16 protein-coding genes are annotated in these 18,136 nt (G+C 71.5%); 6 read left to right on the top strand and 10 right to left on the bottom strand.

What is annotated here, in order from left to right; all coding sequences use genetic code 11:
- Nucleotides 1-47: 47 nt before the first annotated feature.
- On the bottom strand, nucleotides 48-2,555 hold the full coding sequence (locus CA983_RS11455; protein WP_107500224.1) for a tetratricopeptide repeat protein: 2,508 nt from the start codon (nucleotides 2,553-2,555) through the stop codon (nucleotides 48-50).
- 83 nt (nucleotides 2,556-2,638) lie between these two features.
- Between CA983_RS11455 and CA983_RS11450 the strand changes: the two genes are divergently transcribed.
- Nucleotides 2,639-3,151, top strand: coding sequence for a DUF2165 domain-containing protein (locus CA983_RS11450; protein ID WP_086600791.1), 513 nt, complete (start codon nucleotides 2,639-2,641; stop codon nucleotides 3,149-3,151).
- A gap of 9 nt (nucleotides 3,152-3,160) precedes the next feature.
- On the opposite strand, the gene CA983_RS11445 is transcribed toward CA983_RS11450, so the two are convergent.
- Together CA983_RS11445 and CA983_RS11440 are read right to left on the bottom strand one after the other, a co-directional pair.
- A complete protein-coding gene (locus tag CA983_RS11445; protein WP_167407355.1) occupies nucleotides 3,161-3,715 on the bottom strand; it encodes a hypothetical protein in 555 nt (184 codons plus the stop codon).
- A gap of 83 nt (nucleotides 3,716-3,798) precedes the next feature.
- Nucleotides 3,799-4,797 (bottom strand): glycosyltransferase family 2 protein, encoded by a 999-nt coding sequence (locus tag CA983_RS11440; protein ID WP_086600779.1) that lies wholly within the window; start codon nucleotides 4,795-4,797, stop codon nucleotides 3,799-3,801.
- 133 nt (nucleotides 4,798-4,930) lie between these two features.
- On the opposite strand from CA983_RS11440, the gene CA983_RS11435 reads away from it, so the two are divergent.
- Together CA983_RS11435 and CA983_RS11430 are read left to right on the top strand one after the other, a co-directional pair.
- On the top strand, nucleotides 4,931-5,383 hold the full coding sequence (locus CA983_RS11435; RefSeq protein WP_208636939.1) for a GtrA family protein: 453 nt from the start codon (nucleotides 4,931-4,933) through the stop codon (nucleotides 5,381-5,383).
- 36 nt (nucleotides 5,384-5,419) lie between these two features.
- Nucleotides 5,420-6,832, top strand: coding sequence for a hypothetical protein (locus CA983_RS11430; RefSeq protein ID WP_425276443.1), 1,413 nt, complete (start codon nucleotides 5,420-5,422; stop codon nucleotides 6,830-6,832).
- A 5-nt stretch (nucleotides 6,833-6,837) separates the two neighbouring features.
- On the opposite strand, the gene CA983_RS45805 is transcribed toward CA983_RS11430, so the two are convergent.
- From CA983_RS45805 to CA983_RS11415, 4 genes are read right to left on the bottom strand one after another with little or no spacing between them, the layout of a single operon-like run.
- Nucleotides 6,838-7,035 carry a hypothetical protein gene (locus CA983_RS45805; RefSeq protein ID WP_143645477.1) on the bottom strand — a complete coding sequence of 66 codons (198 nt, stop codon included), beginning with the start codon at nucleotides 7,033-7,035 and terminating at the stop codon, nucleotides 6,838-6,840.
- A 48-nt stretch (nucleotides 7,036-7,083) separates the two neighbouring features.
- Nucleotides 7,084-9,669, bottom strand: a complete 2,586-nt coding sequence (locus CA983_RS11425; RefSeq protein ID WP_086600776.1) for a bifunctional FO biosynthesis protein CofGH — start codon at nucleotides 9,667-9,669, stop codon at nucleotides 7,084-7,086.
- Between the two features lie 43 nt (nucleotides 9,670-9,712).
- Nucleotides 9,713-9,919 (bottom strand): hypothetical protein, encoded by a 207-nt coding sequence (locus CA983_RS11420; RefSeq protein ID WP_086600775.1) that lies wholly within the window; start codon nucleotides 9,917-9,919, stop codon nucleotides 9,713-9,715.
- 35 nt (nucleotides 9,920-9,954) lie between these two features.
- Nucleotides 9,955-10,809 carry an LLM class F420-dependent oxidoreductase gene (locus CA983_RS11415; protein WP_086600774.1) on the bottom strand — a complete coding sequence of 285 codons (855 nt, stop codon included), beginning with the start codon at nucleotides 10,807-10,809 and terminating at the stop codon, nucleotides 9,955-9,957.
- A 223-nt stretch (nucleotides 10,810-11,032) separates the two neighbouring features.
- On the opposite strand from CA983_RS11415, the gene CA983_RS11410 reads away from it, so the two are divergent.
- Complete coding sequence (locus CA983_RS11410; protein WP_086600773.1) at nucleotides 11,033-12,562, top strand: CehA/McbA family metallohydrolase; 1,530 nt, start codon at nucleotides 11,033-11,035, stop codon at nucleotides 12,560-12,562.
- A gap of 15 nt (nucleotides 12,563-12,577) precedes the next feature.
- On the opposite strand, the gene CA983_RS11405 is transcribed toward CA983_RS11410, so the two are convergent.
- Nucleotides 12,578-13,405, bottom strand: a complete 828-nt coding sequence (locus tag CA983_RS11405) for an endonuclease/exonuclease/phosphatase family protein (protein ID WP_086600772.1) — start codon at nucleotides 13,403-13,405, stop codon at nucleotides 12,578-12,580.
- 97 nt (nucleotides 13,406-13,502) lie between these two features.
- On the opposite strand from CA983_RS11405, the gene CA983_RS11400 reads away from it, so the two are divergent.
- The gene (locus CA983_RS11400; protein WP_086600771.1) at nucleotides 13,503-13,898 is read left to right on the top strand and encodes a nitroreductase/quinone reductase family protein; all 396 of its coding nucleotides are present in this window, start codon (nucleotides 13,503-13,505) and stop codon (nucleotides 13,896-13,898) included.
- A gap of 10 nt (nucleotides 13,899-13,908) precedes the next feature.
- On the opposite strand, the gene CA983_RS11395 is transcribed toward CA983_RS11400, so the two are convergent.
- Complete coding sequence (locus tag CA983_RS11395; protein WP_086600770.1) at nucleotides 13,909-16,671, bottom strand: helix-turn-helix domain-containing protein; 2,763 nt, start codon at nucleotides 16,669-16,671, stop codon at nucleotides 13,909-13,911.
- A 132-nt stretch (nucleotides 16,672-16,803) separates the two neighbouring features.
- On the opposite strand from CA983_RS11395, the gene CA983_RS11390 reads away from it, so the two are divergent.
- Nucleotides 16,804-17,013 carry a hypothetical protein gene (locus tag CA983_RS11390; protein WP_086600769.1) on the top strand — a complete coding sequence of 70 codons (210 nt, stop codon included), beginning with the start codon at nucleotides 16,804-16,806 and terminating at the stop codon, nucleotides 17,011-17,013.
- 36 nt (nucleotides 17,014-17,049) lie between these two features.
- Here CA983_RS11390 and CA983_RS11385 read toward each other — a convergent pair.
- Nucleotides 17,050-18,136: aldehyde dehydrogenase family protein (locus CA983_RS11385; RefSeq protein WP_107500225.1), on the bottom strand; the 1,087-nt coding region annotated here is incomplete at its 5' end.

Genomic DNA, 18,136 nt, shown 5'->3' with positions numbered 1-18,136 from the left:
TAAGTCACGGTCGAATTACATCCGCACACAGGCAATTCGCACGCTGTTCACCCGGTGAGGACCGACCCCAGTACCGCACGGTCGGTATCCGAAAGGCGTTCCAGTACCTCGGAGTCCAGTTCCCGGACCCTTTCCACATCGGCCCGTGCCTTCTCGAACCGCCCCATGAGCGCGTACAGCACCGCCCGGCGGCACAACGCCCAGACATATCCCGGCCGGAGTTCCACCGCCCGGTTCAGGTCGGCGAGTGCCTCCGCGTGGCGGCCGAGGTTGGTGAGGGACGCGCCCCGGCTCGCGTACGCCGAGGTGTAGGCGGGGTCCAGGGACAGAGCGCGGTCGAAGTCGGCGACAGCCTCCTCGTCGCGGCCAGCGACGCGCAGCGCGTCGCCGCGTTCGCAGCGGGCCCAGGGCCAGTCGGGGTTCACGGTGAGGGCGTGGTCGAGGTCGGCCAGTTGGCGTCGGGGATCGCCCAGTGCGCGCCAGACCCGGGCGCGGCGGGCGAGCGCCCAGGCGTAGTCCGGCTTGAGGTCCAGTGCCCGGCCCAGGTCGGAGAGGGCGGCGTCCAGGTCTCCGCGGCGTTCGTGCGTGGCTCCCCGGGAGGCCCAGGCGAACTCGTTGGCCGGGTCGAGGCGGATCCCTTCGCTCAGGTCCCGGATGGCCTCGGCGTCGTGCCGGGCGAGCCGGTGGTGTTCGCCGCGCAGGGCGACGTACCAGGAGTTGTCCGGCTCCAGCGCGACGGCCCGGTCCAGGTCGGCGATCGCCGCGTCGTGCTCGCCCAATTCCCTCCGGATTCCGGCCCGTTGACGGTAGGCGACGGCCAGCTCCGGATCGAGGGCGACGGCCCGGTCGTACTCGGCGAGGGCCTGCGCGTACGCGGCCTGTCCGCGCAGTTCGTCACCCCGTACGACCCGGGCCCGGGCTTGGGTCGGCGCGTCGAGCTCCGCGCGGCGCAGGAGCAGCCCGAGTGCGGTGACGATGCCTTCCGCGTCGAGTGCCGCCGTCAGATCGGTGCCCCACCCGGCCACCGCCGCCGCGTCCGCGTCCTGCCCCGCGTCCACCAGTACGCGCGCCCACTGCGCGGCCACTCCCGCACCGGCGTCGCAGGCGTGGACGAAGTCCCGCAGCGCCTGCGGCAGCGCGTCCCGCTCACCCGCGCAGAGCAGGTGGTACACCTCGGCCAGGCGCAGGGTCCGCCACGTCTCGTCGGCCCACGGCTCATCCCCGCCTGCCCCGGTCTCCTCCCGCCAGCCGCCGAACGTCCGCGCCAGGCGTCGCTGCCGCTCGGCCCAGCCACGGGGTGACCGGCTCCGTTCCGCGCGCAGCATCGGTGCCCGCACGACGTCGTGATAGCGCAGTCGGCCCCCGCCGCTCTCGGCGACGAACGGCATGCTCCGCAACCACGCGTAGAGCGGCTCCAGTTGCTCCTGAGGGCAGTCGGTGACCGCCCGGAAGACGTCCGCGTCCAGCCATCTCGGCAGCGCGCAGGACAGTGCGGCCGCGCGTCGAGCCGGATCCCGCTCCCACTTCAGGAAGCGTTCCACCGCCGTGGCGCTCGGGTCGCCCACGTCGTCCGGGTCGGCGGGACGGGACTCGGCGAGAGTGGAGACGAGGACGGGGAGGCCGCCGGTGAGGCGCAGGACCTCCTCGACGACCGGTTCGGCGGTCACGCCCTTGCCGGCCAGCAGACCGCGGGCCTCCGCCTCGGTGAAGGGGGACAGCGGGACGTCCGTGACGAAGTCCCTCAGGCCGCCCCAGAGGGCGGTGTCCAGGGGGCGTTGGCCCGCCGTGACCACGACGGCCGTGGCCGGCATGGCGCCGTAGCGGTCGGTGGTCATCGTCTCGTGCAGCCAGTGGTCGAGGTACGGGGCCGTCCGCTCGTAGGTGTCGAGGAAGAGGGCGATCCAGGGGGTGGAGGTGGCGGCGTCCGAGAGTTCGCGCAGGAGAACCGGGGTGAGCACCTGTTCCGGGGCCAGGACCAGCCGTACGTCCTCGTGGTCGCGGAAGCGGGCCAGGACGCTCTCCCGGAACCGGTCCACTCCGCCCGCGAGTTCGCCGGAGTCGAGCAGGCCCGCGAGGGGGCCGACCACCGGGACCATCCCCAGCGCGACCATCCCGGCCCGGGCCACCACCCTCCCGCCCACCGTCGGGCCCGCGTCCTCCGCCTGCGCGTCCAGGGCGGCGAGCGCGGCCAGCTCCGCCTCGTGCCTGCGTTCGTCGTGGGCGGCGAGCGTGCGGTCGAGTTCCTTCAACCGGCGGCCCTGCGCGGCGAACTGGCGGCTGATCTGCGCCATCACCTCCGGCACGCTGCCGGAACTGTCGTCCACGTACGCGGTCAGCGCACCCTGCTCGCGGGCGATCTGCTCCAACTCCCTCAGCAGGAAGGTCTTTCCGACGCCCGCGTTGCCGTGTACGTGGAAGCGGAAGCGGTGGCCTTCGTCGTGCGGAGGGGTGTCGAAGTTCGCGCGGAACAGGGACCGTTCAGCGACCCGGCCGACGAAACCGGCCCGGGTCCGCTGCCGTATCAGGTCCTGCATCGACGGTCTCGCCTGTGCCATCCGTACGTCCCCTCGCCTCGCCCGGCCGGCTTCCGTCGTCATTCTGGCCCGTCGGCGACCGCCGCTCGGGAAGAATGATCGGCATGGCCACCTCCTCCACTTCGCGCCGCGGCGCGCTGCCTCTCGCCGCCGCCCTGCTCACCGCCTCCGTCGCCCTCTACATGGCGCTGGTCGCGTTCGGGAACATCACCGACTTCGGCACCAACCAGCAGTTCGTCCGGCATGTCCTCGCCATGGACACCACGTTCAAGGACGAGGACCTGATGTGGCGGGCCATCACCAGTACGGGGCTCCAGGACACCGCCTACGTGCTGATCATCATCTGGGAGACCGTCGCCGCGCTCGTCCTCATATACGGGACCTGGCTGTGGGCCAGACGTGATCAGCAGCAGGCCCGGCGGATGTCCACGTACGGGCTGCTGATGGTGTTGCTGCTGTTCGGCGCCGGGTTCATCGCGATCGGCGGTGAGTGGTTCTCCATGTGGCAGTCGAAGAGCTGGAACGGGCTGGACGCCGCCACCCGCGTGTTCCTGTTCAGCGGGCTCGTGCTGATCGTCAACCACCTGCCGTCCAAGCAGTCGGACCCGGCTGCCTGACCCCGGCCGCTACTTGACCACGGTCACCGTCGTGCCGACGGTGCCGAACGCCCACAGCGCCGTGCCGTCCGCCTTCCGCATCCTGACTCCGCCCGTCTTGGCGCCGGAGTCGGCGGGAGGCGGCGAGGCGCCGTCGACCGCGTTGGAGAAGGCGACGGAGACGCCGGACTTCGCGGCGAAGTAGATGATGTGCTCGATCTGGACGCCGTCGGAGCCGGTCGTGGCCTCGTTGCGGGACGACACCGTGTACGTGCCGGGGTCGGGGCTGACCGTGCCCGGCCACACGGTGAACGTACGGCGGGTCGCCTCGCTCGCGTCGACCAGCCACACCCGCTTCTCGCCGAGGGAGTAGACGATGCGCCGGCCGGTGCCGGAGCCGTCGGGCACCCTCGCCGGGACCGAAGCCGTGGGTGTGGGCTGCGCCGACACCGAGGTGCTCGGCTTGGCCGAGGTCGCGGTGGGGTGCGGGCCCCGGTCCGCCTGCACGGCCAGGACCGTCACCGCGGCTATCGCTCCCACGGTCAGCCCGGTCACCCAGGCCCACGAAGGAAGTCGGGCAGGCACGGGCACGCATCTCCTCAGTCACGGGACCCCGCGGAACGGGGGTTCCGATCATCGTACTGCGAGCCCGTGGCTCCCCAGGCGGCTCAGGGGCCGTCGACGGTTTTCCGGACCGGTACGGGGCCGGTGCCGGCTCCGTGGGTGGTGTAGCGCGGGGTGCGGACGGGGGCCGGGTAGGAGAGGTGCACGAGCCGGGTCTGCTCCTGCCGCATGTGGGTGAGCGACTCGAGGATGTAGCCCACGAGCAGGACGAGCGCGGCGATGGTCATGATCGCGGCGGCGAGGATCGCCGTGGGGACGCGGGGCACGGTGCCCGTGCGGACGAACTCGGCGATGACCGGGATGCCGAGGACGACCGAGACCAGGGCCAGGACGCCGGCGATCACGGTGTGGACGAGGGAGGGGCGCTCGCGCCGCGCCAGGTCGAGGATGACCCGCAGGATGCGCCAGCCGTCCCGGTAGGTGCGCAGTTTGCTCTCGCCGCCGGCGGGCCGGACCCGGTAGTCCACGACCACCTCCGCCGTCGGCAGACGCAGGTGGAGGGCGTGGATCGTCATCTCGGTCTCGGTCTCGAACTCCCGGGCCAGCGCCGGGAAGGACTTCACGAAGCGGCGTGAGAAGACCCGGTAGCCGCTGAGCATGTCGGTCACGTCGTTGCCGAACAGGGACCGCACGGCGCCGGTGAGCAGCTTGTTGCCGACCGCGTGTCCGGTCCGGTAGGCGCCGTCGTCCGTCACCCGGCGGGCGCCGACGACCTGGTCGTACGGCCCGTCGAAGAGCAGGTCCACCAGGTCCCGGGCGCGCGAGGCGTCGTAGGTGTCGTCGCCGTCGATGATGAGCAGGGCGTCGGCGTCGACATCGGCGAAGGCGCGGCGGATGACGTTGCCCTTGCCCTTGCGGGGCTCCTGCCGGACGATCGCGCCCGCCGCCCGGGCGACCTCCACGGTGCGGTCGGTGGAGGCGTTGTCGTAGACGTACACGACGGCCTCGGGGAGGGCCGCGCGCAGGTCGCGGACCACCTTGCCGACGGCCGCCTCCTCGTTGTGGCACGGCACGACACACGCGATCGTCGGTTCCACGACCACCTCCCACTCCTCATCCGAGCATCCGAGCCGGTGCCGAATAGTCACATATGAGGGAAATCATGCGGTATGCGCGCGTCTATGGGGTGGTGGCGCGCCGGGTGGCTACTCTCGCTCTGTGCCGGTTCTCGCCTCTGTGACACGTTCCGTCCGTGATGCCGTACGGGGTATCTGGCGCGAGGCCGCCAAGTTCGGAGTGGTCGGGGCCTTGGCCTTCGTCGTGGACAACGGCGGCTACAACCTGCTGGTCTTCGGGCTGCCCGGCGGCGCGGAGGGCGGGCCGATGGGGGCCGCTCCCGTCCAGGCCTCCGTCGTCGCGACGGGCGCCGCCGCGCTCTTCAGCTGGGCCGGGAACCGCTACTGGACCTACCGCCACCAGCACCGCGAGAAGGTGGCCCACGAACTGGGCCTGTTCCTCGTCGCGAACGGCGTCGGTCTCGCCATCACGGCGGGCACGGTCTTCGCGTCCCGGCAGTTGCTGGGGCTCGACTCGCCGCTCAGCGACAACACCGCCCGCATCTTCGGCTGGGTGCTCGCGACCCTGTTCCGCTTCTACGCCTACCGGCGATACGTCTTCGTCGCACCCTGACCGGCTGGCACCCGACGACCCGTTAGCATCCGGCATATGGGACAAATGCCGTGGTTGCCGCGTGCGCAGCGCTGGGTCTGGGGGCTGGCCGCCGTCGCCGCGGTCTGCTGCCTGGGCACGATCCTCGTGTTCTTCCCCGGCTACCTGAGTCCCGACAGCCTCGACCAGCTCCGGCAGGCCGAGGGGAAGACGCCCCTGACCGACTGGCACCCGCCCGTGCTGAGCCTGGTGTGGCGTGCGCTCATCGCGGTGACCGGCTCGATCGCGTCCATGCTCGTCCTCCAGGCCGTTCTTTTTTGGGGAGCGCTCGGGGTGCTGGCCTGGTGCGTCTGGGAGCTGACCGCGAGCCGCGGCGGCTCGCTCGCCGTACTCGGCGTCGGTCTGACTCCCTTCGTGCTGACGTTCGTCGGGGTGGTGTGGAAGGACGTCCACACGGCGGTCGCACTGCTCGCCGCGTGCGCGGTCGCGCTCACCGGGCTGTGGCTGCGGGACCACCGACCTCCTCGTCCCGCCGTGCGGTGGGGGCTGCTCGGGCTGGGCGTGCTGTTCCTCGCGTACGCCATGCTGGTGCGCAAGAACGCCTTCTTCGCCGCGCTCCCCGTCTTCGTCATGCTGGTCCTCGCACTGTGGCGCGCTCCCGGACGCCGTACGTGGGTGACGTGCACGGCGGCACTCCTGGCCGCCCTCGTCGTACCGACCGCCGCCATCTCCCTGTTCGCGCGGCCTCTCGAGACGAAACAGGCCGCACAGATCATGCTCGACGACCTGGTCCATGTACTGGAGGTGGACGAGCTCCGGACGGCGGACGTGCCACGCGGTCTCAGGGACCGGCTCGTGGCCTCCGCGCAGGAGTGCGAGCGCGTCGGTGCCCTGTCGGACGCCTACTGGGCCTGCTACGAACGCCCGGCGGACGGGCTGCGCGGGGACTCGGGGGAGATCACGTCCCTGTGGCTGCGCGAGATGAGCGGGCATGTGCCGGACTATCTCGAGTACCGGCTGCGGCTCTTCACGACTCTGCTGTTCGAGACCGACGATCCGTACAAAGCGGGGGTCAGCCGCAACGACCTGGGCATCGAGGTGGCGCATCCCCGGCTGGAGGACATGCTCGGCACGTACGTCAACGGCATGGTGACGGACGTGCGGTGGCTGTTCCGCGGGTGGTTCTGGCTCGCCGTCGCGCTGGTGCTGGCCATCCGCCCGGGCAAGGGCCGGTTCTCGATGCCGGTCCGGGCGCTGGGCATCAGCTCGGCGGCCTACATCCTCGGCTATCTGCCGATCATGCCCGCGACGGACTTCCGCTACGTCTACTGGCCGGCGATCGCCTGCACGCTCGGCCTGCTCCTGCTCTGGCTGGGCCGGGGCACGGCTCTCCCACCGCCGAAGAGCCCCGGCGCCGCGCCCGACCGTGCCGTGACGGCACAGCAGCCGGCGGACGCCGGGGGCCGGTAGACCCCTCAGTCCAGCACCGGCAGCAGCTCCGGCAGATGCCCGTCCGACACCTCCGCCGCCCGCTGCCGCTCCTGCGGGACTTCCCCCAGCAGGGCGTTCCGGTGGCTTCGCCAGGCGGGCCCTCGACATCGGCCGGACCGCGGCACGGCCGCCCCGCCACCACCGGACTCCGCACCACGGCCGGCCGCACGGTGACGGCGCATCAGCCGACCGACGCCGGAGGCCAGCAGACCGTCAGCCGCCCAGCCCGCTCAGTCCAGCACCGGCAGCAGCTCCGGCAGATGCCCGTCCGACACCTCCGCCGCCCGCTGCCGCTCCGGCGGGACCTCCCCGTACAGGGTGTTCCGGGGCTTCGCCGGGCGGCCCGCCGCGTCGGCCACCGCGATGAGGTCCTTGACCGACTTGTACGAGCCGTAGGAGGAGCCCGCCATCCGGGAGATGGTCTCCTCCATGAGCGTCCCGCCGAGGTCGTTGGCGCCCGAGCGGAGCATCTCGGCCGCGCCCTCGGTGCCCAGCTTCACCCAGCTGGTCTGGATGTTGGGGATGTACGGGTGCAGCAGGAGCCGGGCCATGGCCGTGACCGCGCGGTTGTCCCGCATGGTCGGGCCGGGGCGGGCGATGCCCGCGAGGTACACGGGCGCGTTGGTGTGCACGAACGGCAGCGTCACGAACTCGGTGAAACCGCCGGTGCGCTGCTGGATGCCGGCGAGGGTGCGCAGGTGGCCCAGCCAGTGGCGGGGCTGGTCGACATGCCCGTACATCATCGTCGAGGACGACCGGATGCCCAGCTCGTGGGCCGTCGTCACGACCTCGATCCAGTCCGCCGCGGGCAGCTTGCCCTTGGTGAGGATCCAGCGGACCTCGTCGTCGAGGATCTCGGCGGCCGTGCCCGGGATGGTGTCCAGGCCGGCTTCCTTGGCGGCGGTCAGCCACTCGCGGATCGACATGCCGGTGCGGGTCGCGCCGTTGACGACCTCCATCGGCGAGAAGGCGTGCACGTGCATGCCGGGGACGCGTTCCTTCACGGCCCGCGCGATGTCGAAGTACGCCGTGCCGGGCAGGTCCGGGTGGATGCCGCCCTGCATGCAGACCTCCACCGCGCCGACGTCCCAGGCCTGCTGGGCCCGGTCGGCGACCTGGTCCAGGGACAGGGTGTAGGCGTCGGCGTCCGTGCGGCGCTGCGCGAAGGCGCAGAAACGGCAGCCCGTGTAGCAGACGTTGGTGAAGTTGATGTTGCGGGTGACGATGTAGGTGACGTCGTCGCCGACGGCCGACCTGCGGACGTCGTCGGCGACCTGCGCGAGGGCGTCCAGGGCCGGGCCGTCCGCGTGCAGCAGGGCCAGTGCCTCGTCGTCGGTGAGCTTCGTGGGGTCGTCGGCCGCGGTGCGCAGGGCCTGCCGTACGTCGGTGTCGATGCGCTCCGGCGCCATGCCGGGGGCGGCCGCCTCGCGCAGGGCGCCCCAGTCGCCGTACACCTCGTCGAAGTCGTCCCGGCGGTCGCTGCTGCGGCCCTCGCTGTCGATCGAGGAGTGCAGGTCGGTGCGGCCTGACGCGACGAAGACCTCCTCCGGCTCCTGCCACGGCAGGCCCTGCGGCAGGGCTTCGGGGCGGGCCAGGCCGGTCTCCGGGTCGGCGAGCGCCGCCACGTGCGGACGCAGCCGCGGGTCCAGCCAGGGCTCGCCGCGCCGGACGAACTCCGGGTACACGCAGAGCCGTTCCCGCAGTTCGAAACCGGCCGCCCGGGACTTCTCGGCGAGCTGCTCGATCTGCGGCCAGGGCCGCTCGGGGTTGACGTGGTCGATGGTCAGCGGGGACACCCCGCCCCAGTCGTCGATGCCGGCGCCGATCAGCCGCTCGTACTCGTCGTCGACGAGGTTCGGCGGGGCCTGGATGCAGCCCGAGGGACCCATGAGGAGGCGGGCGACGGCCACCGTGGCGACCAGTTCGTCCAGTTCCGCGTCGGGCATGCCGCGCATCGCGGTGTCCGGCTTGGCGCGGAAGTTCTGGATGATCAGTTCTTGGACGCCGTGGTAGGCCCGGGAGACCTTCCGCAGCGCGAACAGGGACTCGGCGCGCTCCTCGTAGGTCTCGCCGATGCCTATGAGCAGCCCGGAGGTGAAGGGGACGGAGGAGCGGCCGGCGTCCTCCAGGACGCGCAGGCGGACGGCGGGCTCCTTGTCGGGGGAGCCGTAGTGGGGGCCGCCCGGCTCCGACCAGAGGCGGGTCGCGGTGGTCTCCAGCATCATGCCCATGCTGGGCGCGACGGGCTTGAGGCGCTGGAAGTCGGTCCAGGACATCACGCCCGGGTTCAGATGGGGCAGCAGGCCCGTCTCCTCCAGGATGCGGATGGAGATGGCGCGGACGTAGGCGATGGTGTCGTCGTAGCCGTGCGCGTCGAGCCACTCGCGCGCCTCCGGCCAGCGGTCCTCGGGCTTGTCGCCGAGGGTGATGAGGGCTTCCTTGCAGCCCAGGGCGGCGCCCTTGCGGGCGATGTCCAGGACCTCGTCGGGGGACATGAACATCCCGTGGCCCTCCCGGCGCAGCTTGCCGGGGACGGTGACGAACGTGCAGTAGTGGCACTTGTCCCGGCACAGCCGGGTCAGCGGGATGAAGACGCTCTTGGAGTACGTGATGACGCCGGGTCGGCCGGCCGCCTCCAGGCCCGCGTCCCGCACCCGGGCCGCCGAGGCCGCCAGGTCCTCCAGGTGCGCGCCCCGGGCCTGGAGCAGGACGGCCGCCTCGGTGACGTCGAGCGAGACGCCGTCCCTGGCCCGTTTCAGGGCGCGACGCATGGAGTTCTCGGTGGGGCCGGTTCCGGAGGTCGCGGAAGTCGTCATCCTTCGAGCATACGATCGCGCTGATCAACCGGGCCGAGCCCCGTCAGTGGAAGGCCAGCCACCCGATGCCCAGGGCGGTCACGAAACCGCTGAGGACCACGGCGAGGGGCCTGTGGCGGTGCAGGGAGAACCAGACCAGCGCGGCGGTCACGAGCACGGCCGACGTGCCGATCGCGGCGGGCAACAGCCCTTGGCTGTAGCCGTATTCGGTGAAATGCCGCCAGAGCCACGCTAACCAGGCGAACCTCATGACGCTGCGCTCTCCCCCTGTGTCCCGTCGAGTTGTCAGGTACCTGGAAGATATCCCGTCAATCCGTCCAGCGCCTTCAGAATCTCCGCCTCCCCCGCCGGTGGCAGTTGTGCCACGACCTCCTCGATGCCGAGGTCGGCGTAGTGCGCGAGCTTGCCGGGAGTCGGGTGGACGGCGTACGGGACGACCTGGAGGGCCTGGGGGTCGCGGCCCGCTTCGGCCCAGGCGGTGCGCAGCAGCGGCAGGGACTCGGACAGGCCGCGGCCACCGATGGGGAGCCAGCCGTCGGCGTACTCGCAGATATGGGAGAACAGCTTCGGCCCGGCGGCGCCGCCGATGAGCGTGCGCGGGCCGACGACCGGGCCGCGCGGCTTCTGCACGGGCTTGGGGTGCGCGTGACTGGCCCGGACGCTGCCGAACTCCCCTTCGTACGCGACCGGTTCCTCCGACCACAGCGCCCGCATCAGCGCCATCCGGTCCCGCACCAGCTCGCGCCGGGCTCCCCACCGTACGCCGTGGTCGGCGGCCTCCTCGACGTTCCAGCCGAAGCCGAGCCCGAGTGTGAACCGGCCGCCGGACAGATGGTCCAGGGTCGCGACCTGCTTGGCCAGGGCGATCGGGTCGTGCTGGGCGACGAGCGTGATGCCCGTGCCGAGGCCGAGCCGCTCGGTGACGGCGGCGGCCTGGCCGAGCGCCACGAACGGGTCGAGGGTGCGTCCGTACTCGCGCGGCAGCTCGCCGCCCGCCGGGTACGGGGTGGTCCGCTCGACGGGGATGTGCGTGTGCTCGGGCAGATACAGCCCGGCGAAGCCCCGGTCCTCCAGCTCGCGTGCGAGCCGGGTCGGGGTGATCGTCTCGTCGGTGAGGAAGATCGTTACGGCGATGCGCATGGCCTATCTGTACCCGAGGGGGACCCGACTGTCCATACCGACCAGTCGGGATACTCCGTCGCTCACCGCCCGGACTTCCCGGCCGCCCCGGCCTGTTCCGCTGCTGCCCGCCGCCGGATTCCCTTCCCTTACACGCCGGTTCACGGCTCAATACAAGGGTTGCACCGCACCACGCCCGCACCACCCATGCCATGTCAGAGGACGACACCTGGGGAGCAGCAGCATGTGCGAGGACAACCACGGCGGGTTCGGCCGGCGCGCTCTGTTCGTGACGGGAGCGGCCGCCGCGCTTACGTTGGGAAGCGTGAGCTTCGCTTCAGCGGCCGGCGGGAACCAGGGCGACGGGGACCAGGAGAGCAGAACGGTGCGCGGCACCCTGCCGCCCGGCTCCCCCGACTTCGTGTACGTGCCCGTCGAGGTCCCGGCCGGTGTCCGGGAGATCAAGGTCGCCTACAGCTACGACCGCCCGTCCGTCCCGGCCGGCACGACCGGCAACGCCCTCGACATCGGCATCTTCGACGACCGCGGCACCGAGCTCGGCGGCCGGGGCTTCCGGGGCTGGTCGGGCGGGGCGCGCACTGAGTTCTTCATCCGCGCGGACGAGGCGACGCCCGGCTATGTCCCGGGCCCGGTGCGCGAGGGCACCTGGCACATCGCGCTCGGCCCGTACACGGTCGCCCCGCAGGGCCTGTCGTACGAGATCACGATCACGCTGACGTACGGCGAGCCGGGCGAGGCCGCCCGGCCCGTGTATCCGCCGGACCGGGCCGGGGGCCGGGGCCGTGCCTGGTACCGGGGCGACTGCCATCTGCACTCCTGGTACTCCGACGGCCGCCGCACACCGGCCGAGATCGGGGCGCTGGCGCGGGCGGCGGGGCTGGACTTCATCAACTCCTCCGAGCACAACACGCACGCGGCGCACGCCCACTGGTCGGACGTGGCCGGGGACGACCTGCTGGTCATGCTGGGCGAGGAGGTCACCACGCGCAACGGTCACGTCGTCGCGCTCGGCACCGACCCGGGCACCTTCGTCGACTGGCGCTACCGGGCCCGCGACAACCGCTTCGGCCGGTTCGCCCGCCAGATCCGCCGCGCCGGAGGCCTGGTCGTCCCGGCTCATCCGCACGCCACGTGCGTCGGCTGCAACTGGAAGTTCGGCTTCGGCGAGGCGGACGCGGTCGAGGTGTGGAACGGCCCCTACACGCCCGACGACGAGGTCGCCCTCGCCGACTGGGACAGCATGCTGGTGGCGTCCGTGCGGGACGGGCGCGACTGGATCCCGGCGATGGGCAGCAGTGACGCCCACCGCGACCCGGACGCCGTCGGGCGCCCCCAGACGGTCGTCCTGGCCGACGAGCTGACGCGCCGGGCGATCCAGGAGGGCATCCGGGCGGGACGGTCGTACGTCGCCGAGTCCGCCAAGGTCGAGCTGTCGTTCCGGGCGTCCGGCGCACGCGGGGAACACGCGGGCATCGGCGAGCGGTTGCGAGTGGACCGCGACTCCCCGGTCACCGTCCGCCTGGAGGTCACGGGCGCTCCGCGCTGCACGGTCCGCTTCGTCACCGACCAGGGCGTGCTGCACACCAGCGCCCCGCTGCCGGTGTCCGGCTCGGGTGCCGTCGAGTGGCGGACGACGCCGTCGTACGCGGCGTACGTACGGGCGGAACTGCGGCACGAGGCGGCGGCGGGGCCGGTGCCGGGTGTGCTGGCGGCGTTCACGAACCCGATCTTCCTGGGGCGCGCCGCCGGGTGACTCCGGCAATGGGTCTCAGGTCCCGTCCGGGGCCGCCAGGTCGGCCACGACCGCCGCGTGGTCGGAGGGCCACACCCCGTCCACCGGGCCGTCGCAGGCCCGCCGGACGTCCCGTACGTGGCCGAGTCCGCCGGGGCCGGGCGGGCCCACGTGGATGTAGTCGATGCGCACGCTCGGCTCGTGGGTCCGCGCCACGTACGGGTTGGCCGCGTCCCAGGTGGCGGAGGGGGCGGCCGGGTCGGCGTACTCCCAGGCGTCGAGGAGGACCTGGCGGGGCACGGCCGGGGCGGTCTTGTAGCCGCCGAGGAGGCGGATCTCGTCGGAGTCGGGCCAGGCGTTGAGGTCACCGGTGACGACGGGCGGGAACGAAGTGCCGCCGCGGTGCCGGCCGACGAACTCGGCGAGCGCGGCGACCTGGCGGCAGCGGACCGCCGAGGCGTGCACGGCGGAGGTGAAGTGGGTGGTGAAGAAGGGGATGTCGTGGCCGGGGCCGGCCAGGCGGGCGTAGAGGGCCAGCCGGCCGTCGTCCGTGTCGGCCGGGGCGGGCAGCGGCAGCATGTCCCGGTCCACGACCGGCCATCTGCTGAGTACGGCGTTGCCTATGTCCACCGTCGGGTCCCCGATCCGCCGCCGCCAGCGCTCCGGTGCGGGCGAGGCGGCCCAGGCGCAGTGCAGGCCCAGCTCACCGGCCAGCCACTCGGCGAGGTTCTCGCCGTCGGCGGCCCACACCTCCTGGAGGCCGACGACGTCGGGTCGCAGCTCCCTCAGGGCCGTCAGAATCGCCTTCTGCCGTGCCTGCCACGGCCCGAAGCGCCACCACAGGTTCCACGTCACGATCCGCATCCGCAGCCACCCGCTCTCGTCCCGCCGCGTCAGGGATCATTGAAGCAGGAACCGTTGCAGAAACCGTGAGAGCTTCGTGCGAAGGAGACCGCCGACGATGTCCCGCCTCGCCGACCTGAGATTCCGCGCCGCCACGTCGTTCCAGCGCCGCGTCAACCCGATCGTGCGCCACCTCCCCCTCCAGACCGTCCTGGAGACGAAGGGCCGCGTCTCGGGCCTGCCCCGCCGCACACCGGTGGGCGGCCGCCGCGTCGGCGACTCCTTCTGGCTGGTGTCGGAGTTCGGCGAACGGTCGCAGTACGTTCGCAACATCAAGGCGGATCCGCGGGTGCGGGTGCGGATCCGGGGGCGGTGGCACACGGGGACCGCGCACCTGCTGCCGGACGACGACCCGGTGGCGCGACTGCGCCGGCTGCCCAGGGTCAACGGGCTGGGGGTGCGGGCCTTCGGGACGGATCTGCTGACGGTGCGGGTGGATCTGACGGACGTCTGAGGCCTCCTCCTCAGGACAGGTTCATCTCGTCCCAGGTCCAGCGGCCGACGGGGTTGCCGTCGACATCGATTCCCCATGGAAGCGCCGGTTCCTCGGGCGGCGGCACTTCGTCGTCCGCTTCGAGGTCCGGGACACGGCTGAGCAGTTTCCTGACGGCCGCGTGCTGTCCGACCTCCTCCAAGCTCTCCAGCAGCACATCGACCGCTTCCAGGTCCGAGACGTCCGTCTCGGACGCGGCCCGGCACGCGAGCGACGCCAATGCCTCCCCCTGTTCCAGACGGTGGAGGGCGACGAGGAGCTCCCCGATACCTTCGGGATCATCGACGTCCGCATGGGCCGCCACTCCGCGGTCGAGCAAAGTGGCGACCTCGGTTCCCATGTCGAGTTCATGAAGGAACTCCAGCAGCTCCGCGACAGGCGAAGGATGGAGGATGTCGGTCTCACCGGCCGCGCGAGCGGCCACTGCGAAGGCCTCCGCGGACCGGTCGTGGACCAGCAGGGTATGCAGCAGCCAGGACACGGCATCCGGGTCGGAGACATCAGCGGACGCACCCGGGTCACGGGCGAGGAGAGCGTTCACAGCTTCCCTCTGCCCGAGTTCCTCCAAGGCCTGGATGAGCAAGGAAACAGCTTCCGGGTCGTCAAGGCCGGCCTGCGCCTCAGGAGCGCGGTCGAGCAGTGCGGTGATCGCGTCGCGCAGATCCTGCTCTCGTAACGCGTCGAGAAGCGTCGCCACGTTGTTGGCGTCACTGATGTCGATCTCTGCCGCCGCACGCGCGGCCAGAACAGCGGCGTGCGCCGGGCTGTGGGCGTTCAGTTCCGCCAGCAGGAACGAAAGGAAGGCCACGTTCGTCGCATCGACCTCACGAGCGGCGCGGGCGGCGAGTACTCGACAGGCGTCGTCGAGCCCCAGAGTGCGCAGGGACACCAACAGGTCGGTGCACGATTCGGCATCGGTGGCGTCCGACGTTTCCACCGCGCGTGCGGCCAACATGACGGCGGCATCCTGAAGTCCTGCTGTGCGAAGCCTCTCCAGCAAGTAGGCGACCGCCTCGGCGTCGTCGCAGTCGACGTGGATCTCGGGCTCTCGCCGCATCAGCACGTCGACCGCCGCGGGCTGTTCGCTCCCATGGAGCACATCGAGGAGGAGCCGCACACCGTCCGGGTCGTACAGAGGGGCGTGACCGGCGACCCACAGACGGCCCTTCCCCTGCGGGTCGATGTCGTCGTCCAGCAGTTCGGCCAGGGCATAGGCGCACGTCGGGTGGCCGACGACAACGGCCTTGTGCCACAGGCGTGCTGCCTGCATCAGGTATCCGCGATGGAGGGCGGACCAGCCGAGGCTCATGAGGTCGTCCGCGTCCGTGGTGTGGTCGAGCAGGGCGCGCCAGAGGGAGGGCGTCGCGGGCCGGTCCGGGGACTCGCCGCCGGCATGCTGGACGAGGTAGTCGGCCGGTTCGTACACCGCATCGCTGCCGGACCGGGTGAGTGGGGTGTGCATCGCCGTCAGGGTGTGCCGTATGTCGGTGCGCCGCCCGTCATCACGTTCGCCTGTGCTCAGGGCCTTCAGCACCGCATCGGCCCAGGCCGCACCGTTGGGTCGGCGCCGCGGGTGCAACGCGCCGTCGGCGGCGTCCGCGAGCAGTCCGGCGGGAAGGGGACGTCGGTGACCGAGGTGCCGTGCGTCGAGGGCCGCTGTCAGCACGGCGTGTTCCACGTGGCTGAAGTGGCTTCCGGGGCCGCACCGGTAAGCGGCGAGAAGGGCAGGGCCTCCGCTGAGGTGTTGCACGACCCGGCCGTCCGCCACCCCTGCCCGCAATGCGTCGGCGGGCCGACGGTCCCCATCGGCTTCGGCAGCCCGTGCCACGGTGCGCCATGTCCGCAGTTCGGCAGCCGAGAAGTGGTCGGGCACCATGACCCGGCGACACGCTGCGCAGTCGAGCAGCCCCCGGACCTGCCCGTGCGGATCTCCGGCACGGCCGGAGCGCGTCAGTTCCTCCCAGTACGGATCGGTCCACAGGGTGCCTACGGCTGTGAGTCCGGGAGCCGAGACCAGTAACCGGCGCAGCTCGGCCGCCGCCTGCTCGGCACCGTGACCGTAGAAGAAGCGCTGAGCCTCGTTGAGCCAGAGAACCGTCCGGGGCTGGAAGTTCCCATCGAGCAGAAGGCGCAGCAGCTCACCGGAAGTTGACGGGCGCAGGAGCCGGTGATGGGGAGCAAGCTTGCCCAACGCCTCGAACAACGCGCGTGTCTTACCGGTGGCCGAGTCTCCCGTGAGCATCAACAGCACCGATTCCCCGCCTGCCAGAGCCGGTGTGAGGTACGCGCGCAGTTCGGCATCGTGCGCTCGGGGCATGTAGGGAGTGAGGAAGGGGTAACCGCCGGAGTCGGGAGCCGCCAGCACGGCACGGTGTACTTCGAGAGCCTGCGGGCCCACATCGGCGATGCAGGGCTCGTCGGTCCTCACGTCGGTTCTCCCGCGCACCTGGTCCGTGCGCCGCCCTCCGGAGGATGCTGGAGGCTGGGCCAGTTTCCAGAGTTCCTGAAGCTCGTCCAGTCCGGCGGAATCGACTCCCAGGGCTTTGGTGAGCTTGGCGACCGTCGTCCATGCGGGGTCCTTCGGACCGTCGTTGAAGGCCTGGCTGATCGTGGTGTTTCCGAGCCCGGTACGTGCTCGCAGCTGCTCCCTCGTCAGCCCGGCCCGCCCGCGCAGGTCCCTCAGCCGCTCCCGCAACTTCGCCATGCCGTCGGAGTACGCCGCATCGCCTTCCACCCCTGCTCCCCCACCTCGGACAGCCCTCCCGCCGTTCAGCGATGTTCATTCTTGTCCAGGTGAACCACGGCGAACACAGGAATCGCCAGAGTCTGCGGCACAGGCACAAGCACGCTGACCAAGGAGATCCTGATGCCTCTCGCGTTCCTGACCACGCTGACGATCCTGGCCGTCATCACGGCCGTGATCATCGCCGCCCTGACCGGCGCGGTGACCGCCTTTCTCGCTCGTGCGGACGGTGCGACAGCGGCCGGTGCCCTCATCCGCGCGGGCGTCGCCTTCGGAGCCACCCTCACCCTGATCGCGCTCCTGGTCACCACGGTGGCAGGGCTGCTGAGCTGACACAGGGTGATGCCCATCCGAAGCGCGAGCCGCTCGTCACCCCGGCCAGACGATCGCCTGCACCTCGCTGTACGCGTGCAGGGCGTACGAGCCGACGTCCCTGCCGACGCCGCTCTTCTTGAAGCCGCCGAAGGGGGCCTCCATGTTGCGGCCCACGGTGTTGATCCCGACGCCGCCCGCCCGCAGGCGCCGGGACACGCGGAAGGCCCTGGCCACGTCGGACGACCAGACGTAGTCGATGAGGCCGTAGTCGGTGTCGTTGGCCAGGGCCACGCCCTCCTCCTCGTCGTCGAAGGGGATGACGACCACCACCGGACCGAAGATCTCCTCGCGGGCCACGCGCATGTCGTTGGTGCAGTCGGCGAGGAGGGTCGGGGCGACGTAGAAGCCGGTCGGCAGGCCAGGGCGTTCGCCGCCCGTGACGACCACCGCGCCTTCCTTGCGGCCCAGTTCGACGTACGACTCCACCCGGTCCCGGTGTGCCGCCGAGATCACCGGCCCGACGACCGTGTCCGGCTCCCGGGGATCACCCACCTTCAACCGACGTGCGTATGCGGCCAGTTGCTCGACCAGGCGCTCGTAGATCCCTCGCTGCGCCAGCACCCGTGTCGGTGCCGTGCAGATCTGCCCGCTGTAGAAGGAGAAGGTGGTGCCGATGCCGGACACGGCCGAGCCGATGTCGGCGTCGTCGAGGACGACCGCCGCGCCCTTGCCGCCCAGCTCCATCAACTGCCGTTTCATGCCGCGCCCGCACACCTCGGCGATGCGCTGCCCGACCGCCGTGGAGCCGGTGAAGCTGACCATGTCGACGTCCGGCGAGTCCACGGCCGCCTCACCGACCTCGGTCCGTGCACCGCTGACCACGTTCACCACGCCCGGCGGCACACCGGCGGCCTCCAGCGCCTGCGCCATCCGGTAGACGGACAGGGGGTCCTGGGGTGCCGGCTTCACCACGACCGTGTTGCCCATGGCCAGGGCGGGGGCGATCTTGCCGGCCGGGTTGGCCCAGGGGTTGTTGTACGAGGTGACGCAGGTGACGACGCCGACGGGCTGGCGGACGGCGAGCGCGCCCATGACGCCCGCCCTGCCCTCCCCCACTGCCTTAAGGGCGTGGGAGGTACCC

It is taken from the genome of Streptomyces swartbergensis (assembly GCF_002148965.1).
Classification (GTDB): Bacteria; Actinomycetota; Actinomycetes; order Streptomycetales; family Streptomycetaceae; genus Streptomyces; species Streptomyces swartbergensis.
The sequence above is the reverse complement of the archived record's forward strand: the minus strand, read 5'-3'. Positions and strand labels throughout refer to the sequence as shown.